Below are 25,181 nucleotides of genomic sequence, written 5' to 3'. Positions count from 1 at the left end.
CCCTTACACAGGGATGGCGGGTTTTGTCGTTTAAGGTTTCAGGTCACACGGTATCCACCTTCAACGAATGGTCATTCAACATGCCGTTGATGATGGTCGCTGTATCCGCCCCGCCGGCAATCACCCCGCCCGCCCCCGGCGCCACGCCGTAATGGCTGGCCAGGTCCACACCTGCCAGATCGATAGTCTGGTTCGGCGCAGCACCCGCCATGCCGCTGACGTCGATGCTGGTGACCAGTGAATCGCCGCTGCCGGTGACTTTGAAGTGCAGGTAGTCATCCAGCGACGCCGCGGTGCCGTTCTCGCCTTGCAGCAGTTGCGACAGGTCGAGTTTGTCAGTGCCCGGTGTGAAGTCGGTGACCACGTCGTGGCCGCTGTTGCCTTTGAGCCACTGGAAGGTGTCGACGCCGGCACCACCGGTTAGGGTGTTGTTGCCGAGGCCGCCGATGAGCAAGTCGTCGCCGCCGCCCCCATTGAGCACATCGTTGCCGAGGCCGCCGGTGATGATGTTGTTGTGGTTGTCACCGGTGAGCTTGTCGTCGAAGTCGGAGCCGGTGAGGTTCTCGATGGCGGTCAGGGTATCGGTACCGGCGCCCTGGGTGTTTTGCGCGCTGAGCAGGCTCAGGTCGACTTTGACCCCGGCGGTGGCATGGGCGTAGCTCGCGGTGTCGAGGCCGGTGCCGCCGTCGAGCAGGTCGTTGCCCGGTCCGCTGTACAGCAAGTCATTGCCGGCGCCGCCGTGGAGTTCGTTGTTGCCGGCACCGGCGGAGAGCACGTCGTTGCCGTCGCCCGCGTTGATCACGTTGTCGCCGGTGCCCGCCACCAACACGTCATCGCCCGCCGTGCCGGTGAGGGTGTGGCCGTCCTGATAGGTGATGGTCACGCCGGCGTTGTCGCTGCCGCCGTGGTGATCGTTGACGGTGTAGGTGCCGTGGTAGTCCGGGGTGGTGTTGTGGGCGCCGGAGTAGTCGACGGTCAGGGTCAGCTGGTAGTTTTCCGCGCCCTTGCCGCTGTGGCCCGGCCCGTCATTGTCGATGTTGGTGATGTGGATCTGGTAGGTGCCGTCCGACGCGGCGGTGATGGTCTGGCCGTCGCCGATGGCAATGAACGCGCCGCCGTTGACCGAGTACTCCAGGGCGACGTGACCGGCCGCCAGATTGTGATCGAGGTTAAGGGTTTCACCCTGTTTGAGGGTGACGGTGATGCGGTCCTCGTCATTGGTGGAGTTGTGTCTGACTTCTCCCAACGCTCCGCTGACCACCAGCACCGCGGTCATGGCGGCGGTGTTGGCGACGAAGGCGCTGCGGGCGATGGTCACGGATTGCGCGTTGCCACCGATGCAGCTGTAGTTCTGGTTGCTGCCGGTGAAGTCCGCGCCTTTGGCGATCCAGCCGGTGTTGAAGGTGGTTGGCGAAGCGGTCAGCGGGTTGGCATCGGTGTCGTTGGCCAGCAGCACGTCGCCCGGCACAGTGACACTGCCCGACAGCACATTGGTGATGACGGTTACGCCGTTGTCACTGGACGGATTAATACAACCGTTGTTGACGTCGATGGTGATGGTCGTGGTGCTTTCGTCACCGTCGTTATCACGCAAGGTGTAGGTGAACACGTCGGTTGCGCCGGGGCCGTTCACGGCGTTCGGGTTGCTGTGGTATTCGGCGTTGCCCTGGGCGTCCAGGGTCAGGTAACCGTAGGTGCCGTTGATCTGGGTGTTGAGCCCGCCGTTTACCGGGGTCGAAGTGTCCGAGCCGGCGCGCACGCCGACCACGCCGCCGCCGAGCAAGGGGCCATCGGCGCCAGCGACGTCGTTCCACAGCACGTTGCCGCTGACGACACCGCCCTCCGTCACCGAGGTGGCGTCAGGGTTGGCGTTGGGCGTGTCATCGACGATGTTGACGTCGAGTTGCCCGGTCGCGGTGCTGCCGTTCGTACCGGTGGCGACGACGTCGAAGTTCTCGGAGATGCTGTTGGCACCGCCGGCATTCGGGTGATCGCTGTCGTAATTCAGGGTGTAGCTGTAAGTCACCACGCCAGTGGCCGGGTCGTAACCGGTGATGGTGAGCGTGCTGCCGTGCCAGGTGTCGGCGGATTGCGGGAAGCCTGCTGCTACGCCAGCGGTGACCACGGCGATGCCGCCGACGGTCAGGGTTTGCAAGCCATCCGGCGCGTTGACGGTGAAGGTGCCGGTTTGGGTCAGGGCCGGGTGATCGGGATCGGTGCCGTAGGTGAGGTTTTTTTCGTAGACGGTGAGTTCGCCGCCGCACGCGTCGAGGCCATCGAGGGTGACCGGGGTGATGCAACCGTTGTTGACGTCGATGGTGATGGTCGTGGTGCTTTCGTCGCCGTCGTTATCACGCAAGGTGTAGGTGAACACGTCGGTTGCGCCGGGGCCGTTCACGGCGTTCGGGTTGCTGTGGTATTCGGCGTTGCCCTGGGCGTCCAGGGTCAGGTAACCGTAGGTGCCGTTGATCTGGGTGTTGAGCCCGCCGTTTACCGGAGTCGAAGTGTCCGAGCCGGCGCGCACGCCGACCACGCCGCCGCCGAGCAAGGGGCCATCGGCGCCGGCGACGTCGTTCCACAGCACGTTGCCGCTGACGACGCCGCCCTCCGTCACCGAGGTCGCGTCGGGGTTGGCGTTCGGCGTGTCATCGACGATGTTGACGTTGATTTGGCCGGTCGCGGTGCTGCCGTCCGTATCGGTGGCGACGACGTCGAAGTTCTCGGAGATGCTGTTGGCACCGCCGGCATTCGGGTGATCGCTGTCGTAATTCAGGGTGTAGCTGTAAGTCACCACGCCAGTGGCCGGGTCGTAACCGGTGATGGTGAGCGTGCTGCCGTGCCAGGTGTCGGCCGATTGCGGGAAGCCTGCAGCCACGCCTGCGGTGACGACGGCGATGCCGCCCACGGTCAGGGTTTGCAAGCCATCCGGTGCGCTGACGGTAAAGGTGCCGGTCTGGGTCAGGGCCGGGGCATCGGGGTCGGTACCGTAGGTGAGGTTTTTTTCGTAGACGGTCAGTTCGCCGCCCTCTACGTCGAGGCCGTTGAGGGTGACCGGATTGTTGATACAACTGTTGTTGACGTCGATGGTGATGGTGGTAGTGCTTTCGTCACCGTCGTTATCGCGCAAGGTGTAGGTGAACACGTCGGTTGCGCCGGGGCCGTTCACGGCGTTCGGGTTGCTGTGGTATTCGGCGTTGCCCTGGGCGTCCAGGGTCAGGTAACCGTAGGTGCCGTTGATCTGGGTGTTGAGCCCGCCGTTTACCGGGGTCGAAGTGTCCGAGCCGGCGCGCACGCCGACCACGCCGCCGCCGAGCAAGGGGCCATCGGCGCCGGCGACGTCGTTCCACAGCACGTTGCCGCTGACGACGCCGCCCTCCGTCACCGAGGTCGCGTCGGGGTTGGCGTTCGGCGTGTCATCGACGATGTTGACGTTGATTTGGCCGGTCGCGGTGCTGCCGTCCGTATCGGTGGCGACGACGTCGAAGTTCTCGGAGATGCTGTTGGCACCGCCGGCATTCGGGTGATCGCTGTCGTAATTCAGGGTGTAGCTGTAAGTCACCACGCCAGTGGCCGGGTCGTAACCGGTGATGGTGAGCGTGCTGCCGTGCCAGGTGTCGGCCGATTGCGGGAAGCCTGCAGCCACACCTGCGGTGACGACGGCGATGCCGCCGACGGTCAGGGTTTGCAAGCCATCCGGTGCGCTGACGGTGAAGGTGCCGGTCTGGGTCAGGGCCGGGTGATCGGGATCGGTGCCGTAAGTGAGGTTTTTCTCATAGACGGTCAGTTCGCCGCCCTCTACGTCGAGGCCGTTGAGGGTGACGGGATGGTCCGGAGTTTCCGGGTCATTCGGAACATCCGGGGTATCAGCACCGATCGGCGCCGCAGCCGCGTTGCCGCCGTTATCCGGATCACCGGCCAGACGCTCCAGGGGAAATTCAGGAATACCGTTGAAGCCGGCGGTAGGGAAACCGATGGTTGGATCGACACGCCCGGCCACTTCTTCCAGCAGCACAAAACTGTGACCGCCACCTGATTCACCACCGGGTGCGCCCGATGTACCCGGACCTGCCGCCGTGGCTTCCGCTGTCTGGGTCGGGTCATCACCCGCCGCGATGGCTTTTTGCACTCGCTCGACGTCGGACAGTTGCGCCTGAGTCGGCGTCGCCGCTTCAGCCGTTTCCACGTGGGGCACCTGATGCCCGAGCAACTGCGAATTCATTTGCAGGCTGCTGCCACGCCCGAGGGTCAGTTCCTGGCCATTTTGCAGATGCACCGCCACCGCGCCTTCGGCACCGGTGACCAGTTGATCGCCAGCGAACAGCCGGTCCCCCTCGACCAAGGCACGTCGAGTGCCGTTGCTCGCTTCAGCGAACACCTGACCAATGACCTTACTGACGATACCGATGAGCGTTGCCATGTGCATTTCCTCCGCGGCCAACCGAAGTCGGCATCCTGTTGATTGCGAAGAACGTGCTCATGGCGTGAGCGGGTTATCGGCGGATCGTCTACCGGGCAGCGGCTTGCCTGATCAAGTCGCTGCCCTGGCGACTTTTTCGCCAAGCAAGTCGCTCGTGGGCCAAGTGTCTCGATTCGGCATAAAACCCAATGCAATCAATTACATCGGGACTCCGTTGCGAAACAACCCTGCCTACGGGCAATGCGTAACGGTTCTGAACCAGCAAGTGACAAAAAACCGTCACCCAGCAAACCGTTGCGCGTCCCTCCCCTCCAGCACTTCTTCGCCCCACATCGATAAGTGGATTGAACTTTTCCCAACCCTCAAGAAGCTCCCTAAGGCTCGTAAATCAAGGGCTTTCGGAGTGAACAATGTGCTGGATTTTTCAGAGCGCATAAGTTTTTTTCGACATAACAATTATGAGAAAAACTTCTAAGGTTCGTATGAGAATGTTCTTAGCTCTGATGTTACAAGTGTGAAACAGATTCACCTATAAATGCCGTCAAATATTTGGCGACTAATAAGCACCATCAGGATTACAGGGAGAGGTATCCATGCGCCGATTGACCCCCGTTTGCAGTGCGATTCTATTGGCCATGGCCTGCACTTCCCAGGCTCAAGCCATGTCGCTGACCGAGGCGATCCAGAGCACCATCGCCACCCACCCGGAACTCGCCTCACGTGTAGACAGCCGCCTGTCGGCGGATGAAGACGTCAAAGTCGCCAAGGGCGGTTTTTATCCCTCTGTCGATCTGAATGCCGCGTATGGGCGCGGGTACAGCGACAACACCAACACCCGCGCCTTCGGCAATCACCACACCGAAGTTCTGAATTACACCCAATCGGAACTGCGTTTGCGGCAGATGCTCTTCGATGGTTTCAACACCTCCAACGAAGTCGAGCGCACCAAAGGCGTGGTCAATTCCCGGGCCTATTACGCCCAGGGCACCGCGCAGGACCTGGCATTGCGCACCATCGAGGTCTATCTCGAAGTGCTCAAGCGCCGCGAACTGGTGACCCTGGCCAAGAACAATCTGCAGGCACACCTGCGGGTCAACGACCAGATCGGCCTGCGTACCCAGCGCGGCATCGGCAGTAACGCCGACTCCGATCAATCCGTGGCGCGTCGGGCACTCGCGGAGAACAACCTCGATACCGCCGAAGTCGATCTGGCCGATGCCGAAGCGAATTTCTACGCGGTCACCGGACGCATGCCCGATGAACTGGAAACGCTGCCGTCGATTCGCGGCGAATTGCCGGCCACGATCCAGGATGCCCAACAGAGCATGGTCGACAACAACCCGTACCTGAAATCAGCCCAGGCGGATGTGCAATCGGCAGAGAGCCAGTACGAAGTCGCCAAGTCGCCGTTCTACCCACGCTTTGACGCTGAAGCCGCGGTGGGGGCGAATAACAACATCGCCGGTGAAGAAGGCCACGACAACGAATGGCGCGTCGGCGTCGTGATGAACTACAACCTGTTCCGCGGCGGCAGCGACAAGGCACGACTGGCCTCCGATGCGCACAAGATCAACCAGGCCATGGACATCCGCAACAACGCCCTGCGCCAGCTCAACGAGAACATCCACCTGGCCTGGAACGCCATGGTCAACGCGAAGAAACAAACCCCGACCGCCCGCGAATACGCCGAAACCACCACCCGTGTGCGGGCGGCGTACCAGGACCAGTTCGGCCTCGGCCAACGGACCCTGCTCGACGTGCTCGACAGTGAAAACGAGCTTTACAACGCCAACCGTCGCTACACCGAAGTGCGCTACACCGAGGAATATTCGATGTACCGTGTGCTGGCGAACATGGGCCAGTTGTTGAGCAAACAACGGGTGGTGCTGCCCGCCGATGCGATCGCCCGGACCGAAGTGAAGAACGAAGCCCGTCTGCCTGAATTGAAGTAGTGCAATGGAGCGTTCAATGTGACCAGCATGGAACCCGGCAACACCGGTGTCGATCCGCGGCTGAGCTTCGATGACCCGCTTCTGGACGGTCTGCTGATCCTCTGCAAACTCCACGGCGCGACGGTCAGTCGCGCCAGCCTGAGTGCCGGGCTGCCAATGGCACACCAACGCCTTAGCCTGGACCTGCTGCCGCGCGCAGCGGCCCGGGCGAGTTTGCAGGCGCGGCTTTTGCGCCGCGACCTGGACGACATTTCCGCGCTCAACCTGCCCGTGATGCTGATCCTCAACAACGGCCGCACCGCCGTCCTGCGTCGCTTCGGCGATGACGGCCGCTTGCTGATTCTGCCGAGCGAAGCCGACGGCGGCGAGCAATGGGTCAGCCGTGAAGAGCTGGCCGAAAACTACAGCGGCCAGGCCTTGTTCGCCCGGCCACGGCATGAGCTCGAAGACTTGCGCTCACCGCTGGTGCCGCGTGTGGAAGCGTGGTTTCGCGACACCTTAAAGCTGTCGAAATGGCTGTACAGCGATGCAATCCTGGCGAGTTTCCTGATCAACCTGCTGGGGCTGATGGTGCCGCTGTTCGTGATGCAGACTTACGACCGGGTGGTGCCAAACCAGGCCACGTCCACCTTGTGGGTGCTGTCGATCGGTTTGCTGATCGGCACCGGTTTCGAGCTGGCGCTGCGGGTGGTTCGTGCGCACTTGCTGGACACCGCCGGCAGGAAAACCGATGTGATCCTGTCCGCAACGCTGTTCGAACGCATCACCGGCATGTCGATGAAAGCACGCCCGGCAACCATCGGCGGTTTCGCCCAGAGCATTCATGACTTCCAGGGCCTGCGCGAATTCCTCACTGCCGTCACGCTGACCAGCCTGATCGACCTGCCGTTCGCCGTGCTGATGCTGGTGGTGATCGGCCTGCTCGGTGGCTGGCTGGTGGTGATTCCGTTGCTGGCGTTCCCGATCGCGATCCTGTTCGCAATGGTGATTCAGGTGCGCCTGCGCGATACCGTGCAAAAAAGCCTGGCCCTCGGCGCCGAACGCCAGGCCCTGCTGATCGAAACCCTCGGCGGCCTGGAAACCCTCAAGGCCTGCAGCGCCGAAAGCGAGCGCCAGCACAAATGGGAAAGCACCCACGGCGCCCTCACCCGCCTCGACAGCCACGCGCGCAATCTCTCGGCACTGGCCACCAACGGCACGCTGTTCATCCAGCAGTTCTCCGGCATGGCGACCATCGTCGCCGGGGTCTACAGCATCATTGCGGGCAATCTCAGCGTCGGCGCGCTGGTGGCGACCTACATGCTCGGCAGTCGCGTGCTCGCGCCGCTGGGACAGATCGCCGGGCTGATCACCCGCTACCAGCAAGCGCAACTGACCATGAAAAGCACCGATGCGCTGATGGCGCTTCCGCAAGAGCGCGACGCGAAACAACGGCCGCTGGAACGCACGCAACTGCAAGGCGCACTCGACGTCAGCGGCGTGACCTTTCACTACAACGGCCAGAACGCACCGGCGTTGGCCAACATCAGTTTCAGCCTGAAACCCGGCGAACGGGTCGGCATCATCGGGCGCAGCGGATCGGGCAAAAGCACCCTGGGACGACTGCTCATGGGGTTCTACGAACCAGAAGAAGGCCAGTTGTTGCTCGATGGCCTGGACCTGCGGCAACTGGACGTCGCCGACCTGCGCCAACAGATCGGTTACGTCGCCCATGACCTGCCGCTGCTGGCCGGCAGCCTGCGTGACAACCTGACCCTCGGCGCGCGTTACATCAGCGATTCACGGATGCTGGAAGTGGCCGAACTGACCGGCGTGACCGAACTGGCGCGGCAACATCCACAAGGCTTTGACCGGCCTGTCGGAGAACGCGGGCAATTGCTGTCCGGTGGTCAGCGTCAGGCGGTGTTGCTGGCGCGGGCCTTGTTGCTCGACCCGCCGATCATGTTGCTCGACGAGCCCACCAGCGCCATGGACAACAGCAGCGAAGATGTCCTGCGGCAAAAACTCCACGGTTGGGTCCAGGGTAAAACCCTGCTGCTGGTGACCCACCGCACCTCGATGCTCAGCCTGGTGGATCGGCTGGTGGTGCTGGACAACGGGCGGATCGTCGCTGACGGTCCGAAAGAAGCGGTCATCGATGCACTGCGCAAGGGCCGTGTCGGCTCTGCGGCTGTCTAGGGGCGCCCACTCGATGCCAAGACACAACCTGTGGCGAGGGAGCTTGCTCCCGCTCGGCGGCGAAGCCGTCGCAAAGTCCAGCTGACACAACGAGGTGAATGGGGCTGCTTCGCAACCCAGCGGGAGCAAGCTCCCTCGCCACAGATGTGTGTTTGGCTTTATTTCTCTTACCTGACGGGTATCGCCCATGTCTGCTCAAACACCGGATTCAGCGGCCAGAAGCTACTTCGGCAGCTTCAGCAAAAGCGCCGAAGCCGAGTTCATGCCGGAAACGGCTGGCGCTTCATTGCAGGATTCTCCGCGCTGGTCGCGGATCACGGTTTGGCTCGCCGCCGCGCTGATCATCAGCGCCGTGGTCTGGGCCAAGTTCGCCGTGTTGCAGGAAGTCACCATGGGCGAAGGCAAGGCCATTCCGTCGAGTAAGGTGCAGGTGATTCAGAACCTGGAAGGCGGCATCGTCACCGAGATCTTCGTGCGCGAAGGGCAAATGGTGAACAAGGGCGACACGCTGCTGCGCCTCGATGACACGCGGTTTCTGTCGAACAAGGGTGAAAGCGAGGTCGATCGGTATGCCTTGACCGCGCAGGTCGAACGCCTGTCCGCCGAGGCCGAGGGGCGGCCGTTCAAGCTGTCGCCGGAGGTGATCGCCAAGGCCCCGCAAGTCGCCGAGGACGAGCGCTCGCTGTACGAACAACGGCAACGTCGCCTGGCCAGCGAACAGCGCACACTGACCGAACAGCTGCGGCAGAAAACCCAGGAACTGGCGGAGTTTCGCTCGAAACAGGGTCAATACAGTTCAAGCCTGGCGCTGCTGCAACAAGAGATGAACATGTCCGCGCCGCTGGTGGGTACCGGGGCGGTTTCGCCGGTGGAAATCCTGCGGCTCAAACGCAGCGCGGTGGAGATTCGCGGCTCGCTGAACGCCACGACGCTGGCGATTCCCCGCGCCGAATCGGCGATCAACGAGATCAAAAGCAAGATCGACGAATCGGAACAATCCTTCCGCTCGGACGCGGCGAAAGAGCTCAATGAGAAACGCACCGACCTGTCGAAAATCACCGCGTCGAGCATCGCCATCGACGACCGCGTCAGCCGCACCACGGTGGTGTCGCCGGTGCACGGGATTATCAAAGTGCTGAAGGTCAACACCATCGGTGGCGTGGTTCAGCCGGGCAGCGACATGGTGGAAATCGTGCCCATCGAGGACAACCTGCTGATCGAGGCCAAGGTGCGCCCGCAGGACGTGGCGTTCCTGCATCCGGGGCAGAAAGCGATGGTCAAGTTCAGTGCGTATGACTACACGATTTATGGCGGGTTGAGTGCGAAGCTGGAGTTGATCGGGGCGGACACGATTACGGATGACAAGGGCAACAGTTTTTATTTGATTCAGGTGCGGACCGATAAAAATCACTTGGGTGGGGATGTGAAACCGCTGCTGATTATTCCGGGGATGGTGGCGACGGTGGACATCATCACGGGTGAGAAAAGTGTGCTGGATTATCTGCTGAAACCGGTGCTTAAAGCCCGGACTGAGGCGATGCGGGAGCGCTAAGTCTGTTGCAGTCCCTGTGGCGAGGGAGCTTGCTCCCGCTGGAGTGCGAAGCGCTCCCTAATCCCGGCAACTCGTCTGCCTGATTCACCGGAGTGATCAGTTTTGGGGCTGCTGCGCAGCCCAGCGGGAGCAAGCTCCCTCGCCACAGAGGAACTCATCGCAGGTGATTCTTTTGGTAGATCTCCTCCCCCATCGCCGCAATCTGTCCCTCGATCAACGCCTCGAACGGCCTCAACAACGGTTCGAAACTGACAGGCCCTTCCAGCGTCTGCAACGCCTGCACAATCGCCTCCACCGTCGACAACGCACCCGGCCCCGGCGCCTTGCGCAAGCGATACCGCGACACGCCACCATCCACCAACGTCACTCGGGGCAACGCCGCCAGCAGCGGATTGAGGTGCAGCATTTTGCGCGCCTTGCGCCAGGTGCCGTCGGGGACCACCAGCAGCAGCGGTTGATCATTCGCGGTGTAAGCCTGCAACGGCTGCGCCTGCTCTGCCGGAAACAAAAGTCGCGCCTGATAGCCCGGTTGATTCAACAGCGCCGGCAAATCCTCAAACACCTCACCCACAATCAACTCGGCATTCTTCAACCCCAACGCCGCCAACCGCGCGGTGTTCAGCGCATGGTTCACTTCACTCGGATGTTGCAGCAGCAATACCCGAGTGCGGCTGTCGAGGCTCGGGATCAGTGGGCACAGGCAGTGGGTTTGCGGACGCAGGCAGCGCGGGCATTGGATTCTGGACATGTTCTCAAGCCTGATTCAGTTGTGCTTTGAGCAAATCGCGAAAGGTCTGGATCAACGGTTCGCGGCTGCGGCCCCGGCGCACGATCATCGAGAACGGCGCCTGGTAACCGAAGGTCGCCGGCAGCAACACGCGTAAGTCACCCTTGTCCGCCCAGGCCTGGGCGTAGTGCTCCGGCAGGTAACCGATGTAGGCGCCGGACAGCACCAGGATCAGCTGCGCCTCCATACTTTCCACGGTCGCGGCGCTGTGTTTGAAACCGTGGCGCGCCAGTTCGGCCTGGCTCCAGTAACCGCGCCCCACCATGCGTTGCTGAGTGATGACTTGCTCGGGGATGCGCCGCTCGGTGAACAGCGGATGGCGGCTGCTGCAATACAACCAGTGCTGTTCGCGGTACAGCGGCATGTAGACCAGCCCGCTCATGCGCGTGGAAAATGCGCCGATGGCCAGGTCGAGGCGGTTGTCCTGCACGCCGAGTTGCAGTTCGTACGGGCTCATCACCGAGAGGTGCAAATGCACGGCCGGGTGTTCCTGACTGTAGGCGCCGATGGCTTCGGCGAAGGGCAAGGCCTTGTCGCTGACGGTGGAATCGATGACCCCCAGGTTCAGCGTACCGCGCAGTTCACCCTTCAGCGCCGCCGCGTATTGCTCGAAACCTTCGAGTTCGCCGAGCAGCCGCAGGGTTTCCTGATGGAACAATTCGCCTTTGCTGGTCAGGCTGAAACCGCCACGACCGCGATGGCACAGCACCAGGCCAAGGGCTGCTTCGAGCTGGCTCATGTAGGTGCTGATCGCCGAGGTCGAGAGGTTGAGCTCTTGCTGCGCGTTGGCGAACCCCTGATGACGGACCACGCTGACGAAGATGCGTAACAGTTTCAGGTCGGGTAAAGCGTTGGCCATGGGGGGCTCCGATTGCAAGGTCATGCATGTTGCGCTTTTGTGGCGAGGGAGCTTGCTCCCGCTGGGCTGCGAAGCGGCCCCAAAACCATTCATCTCGTAGTGTCAGACAGACCCGCATCAGTAGATTTTACGACTGCTGCGCAGCCGAGCGGGAGCAAGCTCCCTTGCCACAGGGGATCTGTATACGCCGGTAAGTCTATCTGTGCGCCCGGCATTAGTTTAGAAAAATCTGAACTAAGTATTTGCCCGTAGCGATTCTTCCCCGCCACTACATTTCGCAGAATCGGCCCCTAACGGTGCCCGATCCTCCCCGGACCTGCGCAACCGACATAAATAAAACAACGACGATGAGGCCCTACCCGTGGACAAGATTCTTCACCAACCACTGGGCGGCAACGAAATGCCGCGCTTCGGCGGCATCGCCACCATGCTCCGACTCCCCCATGTGCCTACCGCTGCCGGTCTGGACGCTGCCTTCGTAGGCGTGCCACTGGACATCGGTACTTCGCTGCGTCCCGGCACCCGTTTCGGACCGCGTGATATCCGCGCCGAATCCGTGATGATCCGCCCGTACAACATGGCCACCGGTGCAGCGCCGTTCGACTCGCTGTCGGTTGCCGACATCGGCGACGTGGCAATCAACACCTTCAACCTGCTGGATGCCGTACGGATCATCGAAGAGTCCTACCACAAAATCCTCGAACACGATGTGATCCCCCTGACTCTGGGCGGCGACCACACCATCACCCTGCCGATCCTGCGTGCCATCCACAAGAAACACGGCAAGGTCGGCCTGGTGCACATCGACGCCCACGCCGATGTAAACGATCACATGTTTGGCGAGAAGATCGCCCATGGCACCACCTTCCGTCGCGCCGTCGAAGAAGGCCTTCTGGACCCGGACCGTGTCGTGCAAATTGGTCTGCGCGCCCAGGGCTACACCGCTGACGACTTCAACTGGAGCCGTAACCAGGGCTTCCGTGTGGTTCAGGCCGAAGAGTGCTGGCACAAATCCCTGGCCCCGCTGATGGCCGAAGTGCGCGAGAAAGTCGGCGGCGGTCCGGTGTACCTGAGCTTCGACATCGACGGCATCGACCCGGCCTGGGCGCCTGGCACCGGCACCCCGGAAATCGGTGGTCTGACGACCATTCAGGCGATCGAGATCGTTCGCGGCTGCCAAGGCCTCGACCTGGTCGGTTGCGATCTGGTAGAAGTCTCGCCCGCTTATGACACCACCGGCAACACCTCGCTGCTGGCCGCCAACCTGCTGTACGAAATGCTCTGCGTACTGCCTGGCGTGGTCCACCGCTGAGGATTGGTCATGAACGAACGTGATCAGGTTTTGAAGGCCGCCGCCGACCTGGTGGCCGCCTTTGCCCGTAACGATCGCGAAGCCTACTTCGGCGCCTTCAGCGCCGATGCCAGCTTCGTGTTCTACACCCTCGAGCAGCCTCTGCTGTCGCGCGATGCCTATCAGGCGTTGTGGGACACCTGGCGCTCGGAGGATGGCTTCGAGGTGCTGTCGTGCACCTCGAGCAACGCTTTCGTCAGCCTGCAGGGTGACGTGGCGATTTTCATCCATGACGTGGCCACTGAGCTGCGCATGCAAGGGGAGCAACACTTCAGCCAGGAGCGCGAGACGATTGTTTTCAAGAAACAAGCGTCTGGCCAAGAACAACAAGGCCTATGGCTGGCCTGCCACGAACATTTGTCCGCGATGCCGGAAGGGCTGCCAACCCCTTAGCCAAACAGGTGACGCTCACACACGATGAGCGCGCCTTTATGATCGGAGCAGATCATGAATAACAACAACAACGACCAAAGCCTTACGCACATTGAAACCTACGGGGTCGAACAGATCCCGGACAACGAACGCACCGCAGGCCCGACGGACTTGTTCAGGATGATCTTCGGCGGTTCCAACACCTTTGCCACCGCCGTGCTCGGCAGTTTCCCGGTTCTGTTTGGCCTGTCTTTCCAGGCCGGCGTCTGTGCGATTGTGCTGGGCGTGTTGCTGGGTTCGCTGATCCTCGCGCCCATGGGCCTGTTCGGTCCGATCAACGGCACCAACAACGCCGTTTCTTCCGGTGCACACTTCGGCGTACACGGGCGGATCGTCGGTTCGTTTCTGTCGCTGTTGACCGCCATCGCCTTCTTCTCGCTCTCGGTGTGGAGTTCGGGTGATGCGTTGATCGGTGGTGCGAAACGCCTGATCGGCCTGCCGGAAACCGACCTGACCCTGGGCCTGGCCTACGGTCTGTTCGCGATTCTGGTGCTGACGGTATGCATCTACGGTTTCCGCTTCCTGCTGTGGGTCAACAAGATCGCGGTGTGGAGTGCCAGCCTGTTGTTCCTGTTGGGCATCTTCGCGTTCGCCGGTCCTTTCGATGTGAACTACGCCGGCACCGTGAGCATGGGCCAACCGGGTTTCTGGGCAGCCTTTATCGGCGCCGCGCTGGTGGCGATGAGCAACCCGATTTCCTTCGGCGCGTTCCTCGGTGACTGGTCGCGTTACATCCCGCGTGACACCTCCAAGCGCCGGATCATGGCCGCGGTGGTGATCTCGCAGATCGCAACGTTCATCCCGTTCCTGTTCGGCCTCGCCACCGCGACCATCGTCGCGATCAAGGCGCCGGACTACATCGCGGCGAACAACTACGTCGGTGGCCTGCTGGCCGTTTCGCCGAGCTGGTTCTTCCTGCCGGTGTGCCTGATCGCGGTGATCGGCGGCATGTCCACCGGCACCACCTCGCTGTATGGCACCGGGCTGGACATGTCCAGCGTGTTCCCGCGTGTGCTGTCGCGGGTCAAGGCCACCCTGTTGATCGGTGTGATGTCGATTGCCTTCATCTTCATCGGACGCTTTGCGGCGAACCTGGTGCAGAGCGTGTCGACCTTCGCCGTGCTGATCATCACCTGCACCACTCCGTGGATGGTGATCATGATCATCGGTCTGCTGGTTCGCCGCGGCTTCTATTGCCCGGATGACCTGCAAGTGTTCACCCGCGGCGAGAAAGGCGGTCGTTACTGGTTCACGCATGGCTGGAACTGGCGTGGGCTGGGTGCCTGGATCCCGAGTGCATTGGTCGGTTTGTGCTTTGTGAACCTGCCGGGGCAATTCGTGGGTGTACTCGGGAATCTGGCGGATGGCATCGACATCAGCCTGCCGGTGACCCTTGGCCTGGCCTCGCTGGTGTACCTGGCGCTGCTGAGCCTGTTCCCGGAATCGGCTGCGGTGTTCGGGCCGAATGATCCACGCAGCAAGGGCACGGATTCGCTCGGTAAACCGGCGTTGCGACAAGCCGCCTGAAAAACAAAACAGGGTGATGAGGTGAACACCTGTGGCGAGGGAGCTTGCTCCCGCTCGACTGCGCAGCAGTCGCAAAACAGGCGATTGAGTTTCCCCTGAGGAAACTCGGTTGCAGGATTGGGGCTGCTTCGCAGCCCAGCGGGAGCAAGCTCCCTCGCCACAAAAACACCCCATCACAGCAATGCAATTCAGCCTCACCATAAAAAAGACAATCGGAGACACGCCATCATGGCATTGGATTTATTCGTCGTACTCATCTACGCCGCCGCGATGCTGATACTCGGCTACTACGGCATGCGCAAGGCCAAGACCAACGAAGACTTTTTGGTCGCCGGTCGTAACCTCGGCCCGAGCCTGTACATGGGCACCATGGCCGCCACCGTTCTGGGTGGCGCATCTACCGTCGGCACCGTCCGCCTGGGCTACGTCCATGGCATTTCCGGTTTCTGGCTCTGCGCGGCCCTCGGTTGCGGAATCGTGGCGCTGAACCTGTTCCTCGCCAAACCGCTGCTGAAACTGAAAATCTACACCGTTACCCAGGTGCTGGAAAAACGCTACAACCCGATGGCCCGCACCGCGAGCGCGGTGATCATGCTGGCGTATGCGCTGATGATCGGCGTGGTTTCGATCCTGGCCATTGGCACCGTGCTGCAAGTGCTGTTCGACCTGCCGTTCTGGCTGTCGGTATTGGTCGGCGGTGGCGTGGTGGTGATTTATTCGGCGATCGGCGGCATGTGGTCCCTGACCCTGACCGACATCGTCCAGTTCGTCATCAAGACCGTGGGCCTGATGTTCATCCTGTTGCCAATCTGCCTGTACCGCGTCGGTGGTTGGGATGAGTTGGTGCTGAAACTGCCGGCAACCGCCTTCAGCTTCACCACGATTGGCTGGGACACCATCATCACCTACTTCATGATCTACTTCTTCGGGATCCTGATCGGCCAAGACATCTGGCAGCGTGTGTTCACCGTCAAGAGCGCCAAAGTGGCTCAGGTCGCCGGTACATTCGCAGGCTTCTACTGCATCCTCTACGGACTGGCCTGCGCCCTGATCGGCATGGCTGCTCATGTGCTGATCCCGGACCTGGACAACGTCAACAACGCCTTCGCCGCCATCGTCAAACTGTCCCTGCCGGACGGTATCCGTGGCCTGGTGATCGCCGCTGCCCTGGCAGCCATGATGTCCACCGCCAGCGCCGGCCTGCTCGCTGCTGCCACCACCCTGACCGAAGACCTGCTGCCGAAACTGCGCGGCGGTAAACAGTCGAGCCTGGGCATCAACCGCTTGTTCACCCTGCTCACCGGTTTCGTGGTGCTGGGTATCGCTCTGGTAGTAAACGACGTGATCAGTGCTTTGACCCTGGCCTACAACCTGTTGGTGGGCGGCATGCTGATCCCGCTGATCGGCGCCATCTTCTGGAAACGCGCCACCACCGCCGGCGCCATCGCCAGCATGGGCATGGGTTTCGCCACCGCGCTGTTGTTCATGATCAAGGACGGTATGGACGCCAACACCCCGATCTACTACAGCCTCGGCGTAGGTCTGGTGAGTTTCGTGGTGGTCAGCTTGTTGTCCCCTCGCCCTGCAGTGGTGGCCAGCGCTGCCTAAGCTAAACATAACGACTTGATGCTTTCTTCGACGGGTGTGGCGTCGGTTGCCACACCCGTTTTTTTTCGTCTGGAGAAAATCGTTTATGAAGATCGTCAGCCGCGATCAGTGGTTCGAGGTCAAACAGCTCAGCGACGGCATCCGCCTGATCCACGAGCCTTACATCCGCCCTTTCTACCGCTGCAACCTCTGGCACATTCAGGGCCGCGACAAGGACCTGCTGCTGGACAGCGGGTCCGGGCTGGTGAGCCTGCGCGAGCAATTGCCGTGGATCACCGAACGGCCGCTGGTGGCCGTGGCCAGTCACTGCCATTTCGATCACATCGCCGGCCATCACGAATTTGCCGAACGCCTGGTGCATCCGGCCGAGGCCGACATCCTTGCGGCACCTGACGGCGAAAACGATTTGAGCCGGGCATTCGTCGGCGACGACATGTTCGAGGCCCACCCCGACTGCCCGCTGTGTTACGCCGAATACCGGGTCAAAGCCGCACCGGCCACGGGCATGATTGAGGAAGGTGACGTGCTGGATCTGGGCAATCGCGTGTTGCAGGTGCTGCACACGCCCGGGCACTCGCCGGGCGGCATCAGCCTGTATGAGGCGACGACCGAAACCCTGTTCAGCGGCGACATCATCTACGACGGCCCGCTGATCGAAGACGCGTATCACTCCGACCTCAATGACTACGCGCGCAGCCTGCAACGCTTGAGTGAGCTGCCGATTCGCACCGTGCATGGCGGACATTTCGGGAGTTTTTCCGGGGAACATTTGCGCAACATGATTGACGAGTGGCAGCGCTCGCACGCCTGAAGCCTGCTGTACTCAAGCGCAGGGAAAACAACTATCAACACCCTCGAAGTACCCTCATGAAAAGAGCCGTCGTACGTTCCACTGTGCATCGTTTCATCAGCCGACTGCTGGAGCGTCAGGATGACTTCGACGATAACGCCAGCTTGGCTGAATTAGGGTTGGATAAATCGGACATCGAAGACCTGATCTTCCATCTGGAAGATGAGTTGGGGTTGACGGCGTTTACGGCGGAGGAAGACCGGATGCTCAAGACTGCCAGGACGGCGAATGATTTGAGTCGGTTTTTGATGGAGATCGAGCGGCATTGAGAACAGCTGCCAAATACACGCTCGTGATTTAACGGTGGACTTGTGGCGAGGGAGCTTGCTCCCGCTGGGCCGCGAAGCGGCCCCATCACCGCCAAGGTGTGTCAGTTAAAACGCGCAGCCCGGCATTGCGACTGCTGCGCAGTCGAGCGGGAGCAAGCTCCCTCGCCACAACAAGCCCGCTAGGCACAGGCCCCGTGTCAGCAGTTACCGACGGCGCTGCTGGCGTCGACGCTGTTCGTCGTCAGTGCGAATAGGCACAGGCTGCAGAGGCGGTTCGATCAAACCGAGTGCGACACCCAGGTCATGCAGCCAGTTTTGGATTTTCTCTTTCATGGTGCCCCCTTCAGGGTAGTGCCGAGCGGCTGAAATTCTGTAGCCCCTTCGCACTGATAATAGTCCGAAGTCCTACGCAATGCTCGGCAAAATCCGCAATGATCTGTTACTGAATTGATCCAAATACCTGACCATTAGTTCAGGCAATTGCCCGGGCCGACGTTGTTTCTGACGGATAGACCGCCTGTTGCTGCTCTATCCACGCATTCAGATTGGCCCCGACCATGCCCTTGCGCCACATCAGCCAGGTCGTCGCCGTGGCGAAAGGCTCGGCCAACGGGTGCACCGCTACACTTTCGCGGCCCGGAAGGCTGGCCAGCATCGACTCCGACATCAGCGCCACCCCCGAACCGGCAATCACGCAGGCGAGCATTCCTGGGTAGGACTCGATTTCCATCGCCCGCCCCATGGCCGCGTGATCGTGGGCGAACCAGGCTTCCAGACGCGTCCGGTAAGAACAGCCGTGGCGAAAGGTGAACACCGAGCGCCCCTCCACATCCAGCGCGCTGCGCACCGGCGGGTGATCGGCTTCGCTGATCAGCACCAGGCGTTCTTCGCGAAAGGGCACGCCATCGAGCCCGGCCAACTCCAGCGGGCCATCCACCAGCGCCGCATCGAGGCGACCGGTGAGCAGGCCTTCGAGCAATTCGCCACTGGGCCCGGATTGCACTTGCAGGTTCACTGCCGGATAGGTGCGGTGATACCGAGCCAAAAGCCCTGGGAGATGAATGGCGGCGGTGCTGTACATCGTGCCGAGTACGAAGTCACCCGCCGGTTGCCCGCCCTGCACTGCCGCTTGCGCTTCATTGCGCAGGTTGAACAGCTTCGCGGTGTAGTCCAGCAAGACTTTTCCCGCAGGAGACAACTGCAAACGCTGACGCTCGCGCAAGAAGAGTTCTACGCCGAGCTGCTCCTCAAGCTGTTTAAGGCGTGTCGACAGATTCGACGGCACCCGATGCAAACGCTCGGCAGCACGGGTAATCGAGCCCTCCTCCGCCACCGCCTGGAAGATCCGCAATTGGCTGAATTCCACGACATTCTCCAAATCAGAACAAGTTACTCACTATTATTCATTTTTAAAGAAAGTCAATCAGTCCTAGCCTGACGGTCATTGATCCTCTGCCGGAACTCAGACTATGTCCCCGCTGATTCGCTTACTCGCCAGTTTTATCGCGCTCATGATGGCCATGGGCATCGGGCGATTCGCCCTTACCCCGCAATTGCCGCACCTGCTCAGCGAAGGTCAGATCGACCTCACGGCCGCCGGTCTGATTGCCGCGGCCAACTACCTTGGGTATTTCGTTGGTGCCGTGGACGCGATGTTCTCCCATCGTCCGGAGCAAGTCCGGCAGCGGCTGATGGGCGGGTTGTGGCTGTGTGTCTTACTCACGCTCGCATCGTTCTGGGCCAACGGGTTCTGGTCGCATCTGTTGCTGCGTTTCGGCACGGGCGTGGCCAGCGCCTGGGTGCTGGTGATGATCACCGCGCTGAGCCAGCCACTGGCCGCCGCAGCCGGTCGACCTCGGCTTGGCGCGCTGGTATTTGCCGGACCGGGTCTGGGGATTTTTCTGACGGGATTGTTGGCCTTGGGCTCGAACCTGTTGGGTCAGACCTCCGCAACCTTGTGGCTGGTATACGCCGGCGTCGCACTGGTGATGCTGTTGGGGATTTTGCCATTCCTGCCGCAACCGTCCGCCACCGTGGCAGTCGCCGTCAGCACTGCCGGTTCGGGCAACCGGGGGATCGGTCGTTTGGGGGTGATCTACTGCTTGTACGGTCTGGGCTACATCATCCCGGCCACTTTCCTCTCGCAAATGGCGAACGCGCAGTTCCATGGCCAATGGCAAGCCGATCTGTTCTGGCCATGCTTTGGTCTGGCGTCGGCCATCGGCGTGCTGCTGGTGAGTCTTCGTCGTCATAACCCGAACGCCACCCGTCATTGGCTGATGGCAACGTTGTGGCTGCAAGCGGCCGGTGTGTTCGCCTGCCTGCTGGGCAGTGGGTCAGGCCTGGCGCTGGGGGTGATCCTGTGTGGCACGCCGTTCCTGGCCTGCATGCAGCTGGTGATGCAACGCTCCCGGGAACTGGCACCCCACGCCACCCAGCGCAATGCCGGACTGCTGACTGCGTGCTTCGCCGTGGGTCAGCTCGCCGGACCGCTACTGGCAGCGTTGAGCAGCCATTTCAGCGGTGGTTTGCAGCCGGCGCTGATCGTGGCGGGCAGCGGTTTGCTTATCGCCGGTGGGCTGTTGTTCCGTCCGGTCAGTGCTGGCCGAGGGCTTTGCGCAAACGACGGCGCACCCACTGTTCAGCGCTGACAAACGTGATGCCGAGCAACACCAGCACGGCCCCGATGACGAAGTTGAGGCTCAGCGCTTCGCCCAGCAAGACCACGCCGAACGTGACGCCGAACAATGGCGTCATGAACGAAAACACCGCCAGGTTCGCCGCCAGATAGCGACGCAGCAACCAGAACCAGGTCAGGTAGCTGAAGAACGACACCACCAGTCCCTGGAACAGCACACTGGCCACCGCCACGGTGGTCAGGCTGACGTGCGTGACCTGGCCACTGAGCATCGCGATCAGCAGCAAACCGACGAAACCGACAATCAGTTGGTAGAACAACGTGAGCGTCACCGGTGCTTCCGACAGGCGCGAAGCGCGCACCACGACGGTGGTCGCGCCCCAAGCGGCACCGGCCAATACGCCCAGCGCATCCCCCATCAACATGCGGCGATCGAGGTTGTCCCACGACACGCCACCGGCAAACGCGATGGCAATTCCGATGAAGGCGAGGAAAATGCCCAGCCACTGGACCGGCCTCAAACGTTCACTCGGCAACAACCAGTGCACGCCCAGCGCGGTGAAGATCGGCGCCGTGTAAAGGAACACCGACATGTGCGCGGCCGTGGTCAATTGCAGGCCTTCGGAAATGAAGAAGAACTCCAGTCCAAACAGTGCGCCGGCCAGCAGTCCACCGCGCCATGTTTTACCGACCTGATCCCAGCCGCCCTTCCAGCAGATCAGCAATCCTACAAGCAACGCAGAAATACCCGACCGCCCCGCAGCCTGCATGACCGGCGCGATGTCAGGCGCCGCCCACTTGATCATCACCTGCTGCACGCCCCAGATCAGGCACAGCCCCATCATCACTTGCAGGGCAAAAGCATCGGCGGTACGCCGAGTGGCGCTCACCGGAACACCTCGTCAACACAATCCATGGCAATGACTCGACAGTTAAAGCAAAGGCCGGCGTGGGATCAGCTCAGTTCAATGCGATCGGCATGAATAACGATCTGGCCATTCTTGTACAGCGCACCAATGGCCTTCTTGAAGTTGCCCTTGCTGACGCCAAACATGCTGGTGATCACCGTCGGGTCGCTCTTGTCGCTCACCGGCAGCGTGCCGTTGTTTTCGCGCAACTTGGCGAGGATCTTCGAGTTGAGGCTGGTGGCCGCTTCTTCGCCCACCGGTTGCAGGCTCAGGCTGATCTTGCCGTCGGCCCGGACTTCTTTGATGAAGCCCTTCTCTTCCTTGCCGGCGCGCATGAACTTGAAGATTTCGTTCTTGTGGATCAGGCCCCAGTGCTTGTTGTTGATGATTGCCTTGAAGCCCATGTCGGTGGCTTCGGCAACCAGCAGATCAACTTCCTGGCCAGGGGTGTAGTTGGCCGGGGACTTGTCGAGATAACGGTCCAGACGCGCCGTCGCAGTAATGCGGCGGGTGTGCTTGTCGAGGTAGACGTGCACCACGACGTACTCGCCAGCAGTCATCTGACGCTTCTCTTCGGAATACGGCAGCAACAGGTCCTTCGGCAAACCCCAATCCAGGAAAACACCGATGCTGTTGACTTCAACGACTTTCAAACTGGCGAATTCACCGACTTGAACTTTCGGCTTTTCGGTAGTTGCGATAAGTTTGTCATCGCTGTCCAGATAAACAAAAACGTTGAGCCAGTCTTCATCTTCGCTGGGAATATCTTTGGGAATATAACGGTTAGGCAGAAGAATTTCGCCATCCGCGCCACCGTCCAGATATAAACCGAAGTTAGTGTGTTTAACCACTTGCAAACTGTTGTAACGCCCGACTAAAGCCATTTCCAATACCCTCATTGCGTGGGCGGCATTCTACCCGTTTTTGCACGCCGCGTTCGACGCCCGGCCCGGTGGCTCGAGAAAAATCCCGTGAAGGTCTTAATTTTCCTGGGTTTTATCGAATGCGTCCGGCCACTCGTCAGGCCAGCCTGCTGGTTTTGGTCCCTTCCAGCGAGGCAAAAATCCATTTATATCCAACGATGTTCTTATTTAAAACAGCAGCTTACGGGAATATTTCGAATATTAACTTGCGATTGATCCTGCTTTTGTGATGTGTATTTCAGGGAGATATTTACCAAGCAATTGTCAAGTATTTCCTGTACGATGCGTGGCCAAGTTAATTTTCTACAGGTTAATGGCCGCCATGCGTGTAAAAGCATCCAACAGCAAAGCAAAGCCAGCTCCAGCCGTTGAAACCAGCGAATCGATCAACAACCAGATTGCTGCGTTCCTCAAGTCCGGTGGCGAGATCCAGCAAATTGCCAAAGGCGTCAGCGGCCAGACGTTCGGCCCGTCCAAGCAGATCACGCTCGGCAAAAAGTAACACCTTCAAGACCCCTCGCTTCACCTGGTCCGTAAGCGCTTTGAGCTTCGAAGCGCTTGGACTGGAACCCTCCCGCAACACCCCGATAAACACATCAATATTTCAAAAATCGACGAACGGCCCTCGATGCCGAGCATTCGCCGGTATGCTTGCACACGTCTAGATTAAGCGTTTCAGCAGTTTTTCGTTTCTGCTCCTCGCTGTCATGGAGTGACGCATGCTCAAACCCTTTCTGTTTTTGCTCGGCGCCCTGCTGTCATGTTCGGTCGCCAACGCGCAAATCTTCCAGCGTGAACTGGGGGACTTCGATCTCAAGCTCGGCACCACCCCCAGTCGCAGCATGGCCCAGGGGCTGGTCAAACCCTCGACCACCGGCTCCTTTCACGGCGGCCTCGACCTGAGCCACGACAGCGGCTTCTACTTCGGCCAATGGTCACCGAGCATGGGGTTGAGTCCGGGGAACAACCTGGAAGTCGATTCCTACATGGGCTTTAAACAACCCTTCGATCAAACCCTCGGTTACGAAGTCGGCATGATCCACTACAGCTACCCAAAGGTGGATACCCTCGACACCCAGGAACTCTTCGGCGGCCTGACCATTCTGGGCAGCCGTTTCGGCGCCGCCTTCAGCAACGACCCGGACAAACAGAACAGCACCGTGTTCGCCGATCTCGGTGGCAATCAACCGTTCGGCGTCGGGATCAGCATGAAATACACCACCCACCAGCTCAACACCCCGGTGTCGGTGGACGGTGGGTATGTAGGCAACTTCACCGATTGGTCGCTGACCCTGTCTCGACCGTTCATGGGTATCGACCTGGACCTGATCTACAGCGGCTCAAGCCTCAGCGGCAGCGACTGCTCCGCCTACTCCGGGCACAACAGTCAGTGCGACGGCCTGGTCACCCTCAAGGCCGAACACACGTTCTATTGATCAGCTGAACTGGCAGGCTCATCCTGCGTTCACATGAGAACCTACGCTTTCGCAAGGACTCGCCCATGTCGCGCTGGTTGAAGTGTCTCGCCGTCGTCCTCACCCTCAGTCTCGCCCTCGGTGCGTGCAGCCGCGTGGGTCTGGCCTATCGAAACCTCGACGTGATCATTCCATGGACGCTCAGCGATTACCTGGACATGAACGGTGAGCAGAAAGGCTGGTTCAACGAGCGCCTGAAAGAACACCTGAGCTGGCACTGCACCACGCAATTGCCGGGTTACCTCGACTGGCTCGACCGTTTACAGGCGATGGTTGAGACCAATCAGGTGACCGACGCCGCGCTGCAAACCCGAACCCGGGAAGCCAAACAAGCCATCGCCCAGACCGCGCGGGAAATCACCCCGTCGGCCATCGAGTTGTTGCAGGGGCTGAATGACAAGCAAGTCGCGGAGATGAACGACGCCTTTGCCAAGGACCAGCGCAAACGCCAGCATGATTACCTGAAACCGTCCCTCGACCAGCAGATCAAGGAGCGCGGCGAGCGTATGGAAAAACGCTTGAATGACTGGCTCGGCCCGCTCAGTCCGACCCAGCAACAACGTGTCGTCGCCTGGTCGAATGCCTTGGGTGACCAGAACACGCAATGGATCGCCAATCGCGCCCATTGGCAGAAGCAATTCAGCGCAGCGGTTGCGCAACGTCAGAGCCCGGAATTCCCACAGCGAATCGAGACACTTCTGGTGAATCGCGAGAGTTTATGGACGGCCGATTACCGTAAGGCCTACGCCAACACAGAAGCACAGGCGCGAAGTCTTTTTGTGGATTTGATGGCCGAGAGCACGCCGACCCAGCGTGAGCGGTTGTTAAAGAAAATCGAAGGGGTGCGTAAGGATTTCAACGATTTGAAGTGCCTAAAAGCAGCGCAGCAGAGTTAAGGATCAACACAAATACAATGTGGGAGCGAGCCTGCTCGCGATGGCGGTGTATCAGACAACATCAATGTCAACTGACACTCCGCATTCGCGAGCAGGCTCGCTCCCACATTAGTAATCGGCGATCTTCAGGCAATCTGCGCCTTGGACGCCACCTCATCAAACGTCACTTCATCCAGCGCATCTTCCTGCTCATCCAGCACCTGCCGCGGATGAGCATCGCCCGGAATGCTGCTGTCGATCAGGCTCAACAAACTCGAGCCCCGTGGCGTCAGTATGTAGTTCGAACCGGTGCCGCCCTGCTCTTCTGGCCTGGATTCAATATAACCACGCGCCAGCAGTAACTTTTCGTACTCACCGGCCACCGCTTTCAGGTGATCCAGGTTTTCAGTCTGCTCGCCCTCCGTGGCTTTCTCCGCTGCATACTGCTCGGCATAGGGCCGTGGCGTGAAGCTGGGTGCTGCGTTTTGCACCTCGTGCAGCAAACGTTCAATCAAATCCCAGTTATAAGTCGTCATCCTGTTCAACCTCCAAAGCCCGTGAGTGTGATGGCCTTCACAGG

General features: G+C 60.6%; 21 protein-coding genes. 13 read left to right on the top strand and 8 right to left on the bottom strand.

The genetic code is table 11. The features are described from left to right. Nucleotides 1–43: 43 nt before the first annotated feature. On the bottom strand, nt 44–4,417 hold the full coding sequence (locus tag KJF94_RS04310) for a retention module-containing protein (protein ID WP_214381425.1): 4,374 nt from the start codon (nt 4,415–4,417) through the stop codon (nt 44–46). Between the two features lie 593 nt (nt 4,418–5,010). On the opposite strand from KJF94_RS04310, the gene KJF94_RS04305 reads away from it, so the two are divergent. From KJF94_RS04305 to KJF94_RS04295, 3 genes are all read left to right on the top strand, one after another. After that, nucleotides 5,011–6,369, top strand: coding sequence for a TolC family outer membrane protein (locus KJF94_RS04305; protein WP_214381423.1), 1,359 nt, complete (start codon nt 5,011–5,013; stop codon nt 6,367–6,369). 18 nt (nt 6,370–6,387) lie between these two features. Continuing rightward, a complete protein-coding gene (locus tag KJF94_RS04300; protein WP_214381421.1) occupies nt 6,388–8,547 on the top strand; it encodes a type I secretion system permease/ATPase in 2,160 nt (719 codons plus the stop codon). Between the two features lie 187 nt (nt 8,548–8,734). Next, a complete protein-coding gene (locus tag KJF94_RS04295) occupies nt 8,735–10,099 on the top strand; it encodes an HlyD family type I secretion periplasmic adaptor subunit (protein ID WP_214381419.1) in 1,365 nt (454 codons plus the stop codon). 154 nt (nt 10,100–10,253) lie between these two features. Here the strand turns inward: KJF94_RS04295 and KJF94_RS04290 are convergent, their stop codons facing one another. Next, complete coding sequence (locus KJF94_RS04290) at nt 10,254–10,847, bottom strand: tRNA-uridine aminocarboxypropyltransferase (protein WP_214381417.1); 594 nt, start codon at nt 10,845–10,847, stop codon at nt 10,254–10,256. A 4-nt stretch (nt 10,848–10,851) separates the two neighbouring features. Next, entirely contained in the window at nt 10,852–11,745 is an 894-nt protein-coding gene (locus KJF94_RS04285) for a LysR family transcriptional regulator (RefSeq protein WP_007945995.1), read from the bottom strand. A 361-nt stretch (nt 11,746–12,106) separates the two neighbouring features. Between KJF94_RS04285 and speB the strand changes: the two genes are divergently transcribed. The 6 genes from speB (at nt 12,107) to KJF94_RS04255 (ending at nt 17,782) form a co-directional block, all read left to right on the top strand. Beyond that, nucleotides 12,107–13,057, top strand: a complete 951-nt coding sequence (gene speB, locus KJF94_RS04280) for an agmatinase (RefSeq protein WP_017337107.1) — start codon at nt 12,107–12,109, stop codon at nt 13,055–13,057. 9 nt (nt 13,058–13,066) lie between these two features. After that, nucleotides 13,067–13,489: a YybH family protein gene (locus tag KJF94_RS04275; protein WP_214381415.1), complete on the top strand. Its 423-nt coding sequence runs from the start codon at nt 13,067–13,069 to the stop codon at nt 13,487–13,489. 54 nt (nt 13,490–13,543) lie between these two features. Further along, on the top strand, nt 13,544–15,055 hold the full coding sequence (locus KJF94_RS04270; RefSeq protein ID WP_214381414.1) for a purine-cytosine permease family protein: 1,512 nt from the start codon (nt 13,544–13,546) through the stop codon (nt 15,053–15,055). A 228-nt stretch (nt 15,056–15,283) separates the two neighbouring features. Continuing rightward, nucleotides 15,284–16,663, top strand: coding sequence for a sodium:solute symporter family protein (locus KJF94_RS04265; protein WP_214381413.1), 1,380 nt, complete (start codon nt 15,284–15,286; stop codon nt 16,661–16,663). Between the two features lie 85 nt (nt 16,664–16,748). Then, a complete protein-coding gene (locus KJF94_RS04260; protein ID WP_214381412.1) occupies nt 16,749–17,474 on the top strand; it encodes an MBL fold metallo-hydrolase in 726 nt (241 codons plus the stop codon). 56 nt (nt 17,475–17,530) lie between these two features. Continuing rightward, complete coding sequence (locus tag KJF94_RS04255) at nt 17,531–17,782, top strand: acyl carrier protein (RefSeq protein ID WP_214381411.1); 252 nt, start codon at nt 17,531–17,533, stop codon at nt 17,780–17,782. Nucleotides 17,783–17,986: 204 nt separating this feature from the next. Here KJF94_RS04255 and KJF94_RS30345 read toward each other — a convergent pair whose 3' ends face one another. Then, entirely contained in the window at nt 17,987–18,115 is a 129-nt protein-coding gene (locus KJF94_RS30345; RefSeq protein ID WP_007914492.1) for a PA1414 family protein, read from the bottom strand. Between the two features lie 139 nt (nt 18,116–18,254). Further along, complete coding sequence (gene ptrR, locus KJF94_RS04250; RefSeq protein WP_214381410.1) at nt 18,255–19,148, bottom strand: putrescine utilization regulator PtrR; 894 nt, start codon at nt 19,146–19,148, stop codon at nt 18,255–18,257. A gap of 103 nt (nt 19,149–19,251) precedes the next feature. Here ptrR and KJF94_RS04245 point away from each other — a divergent pair, with 103 nt between their 5' ends. Further along, a complete protein-coding gene (locus KJF94_RS04245; RefSeq protein ID WP_214381408.1) occupies nt 19,252–20,433 on the top strand; it encodes an MFS transporter in 1,182 nt (393 codons plus the stop codon). Here KJF94_RS04245 and KJF94_RS04240 read toward each other — a convergent pair. Beyond that, a complete protein-coding gene (locus KJF94_RS04240) occupies nt 20,378–21,310 on the bottom strand; it encodes a DMT family transporter (RefSeq protein ID WP_214381406.1) in 933 nt (310 codons plus the stop codon). The two genes, KJF94_RS04245 and KJF94_RS04240, sit on opposite strands and share 56 nt — an antisense overlap. A gap of 65 nt (nt 21,311–21,375) precedes the next feature. Then, nucleotides 21,376–22,212, bottom strand: coding sequence for a CvfB family protein (locus KJF94_RS04235; RefSeq protein WP_214381404.1), 837 nt, complete (start codon nt 22,210–22,212; stop codon nt 21,376–21,378). A 352-nt stretch (nt 22,213–22,564) separates the two neighbouring features. Here KJF94_RS04235 and KJF94_RS04230 point away from each other — a divergent pair, with 352 nt between their 5' ends. The 3 genes from KJF94_RS04230 (at nt 22,565) to KJF94_RS04220 (ending at nt 24,622) form a co-directional block, all read left to right on the top strand. After that, on the top strand, nt 22,565–22,753 hold the full coding sequence (locus KJF94_RS04230; protein WP_017337097.1) for a hypothetical protein: 189 nt from the start codon (nt 22,565–22,567) through the stop codon (nt 22,751–22,753). Between the two features lie 217 nt (nt 22,754–22,970). Then, nucleotides 22,971–23,687: a TorF family putative porin gene (locus KJF94_RS04225; RefSeq protein ID WP_214381402.1), complete on the top strand. Its 717-nt coding sequence runs from the start codon at nt 22,971–22,973 to the stop codon at nt 23,685–23,687. A gap of 65 nt (nt 23,688–23,752) precedes the next feature. Then, complete coding sequence (locus KJF94_RS04220; protein WP_214381400.1) at nt 23,753–24,622, top strand: DUF6279 family lipoprotein; 870 nt, start codon at nt 23,753–23,755, stop codon at nt 24,620–24,622. A gap of 125 nt (nt 24,623–24,747) precedes the next feature. Here KJF94_RS04220 and KJF94_RS04215 read toward each other — a convergent pair whose 3' ends face one another. Continuing rightward, complete coding sequence (locus KJF94_RS04215; protein ID WP_214381398.1) at nt 24,748–25,137, bottom strand: transcriptional regulator; 390 nt, start codon at nt 25,135–25,137, stop codon at nt 24,748–24,750. Nucleotides 25,138–25,181 lie beyond the last annotated feature (44 nt).

It is taken from the genome of Pseudomonas hormoni (assembly GCF_018502625.1).
Lineage (GTDB): Bacteria > Pseudomonadota > Gammaproteobacteria > Pseudomonadales > Pseudomonadaceae > Aquipseudomonas > Aquipseudomonas hormoni.
Note: the sequence above shows the minus strand (reverse complement) of the source record. Positions and strands in the feature narration are given on the sequence as shown.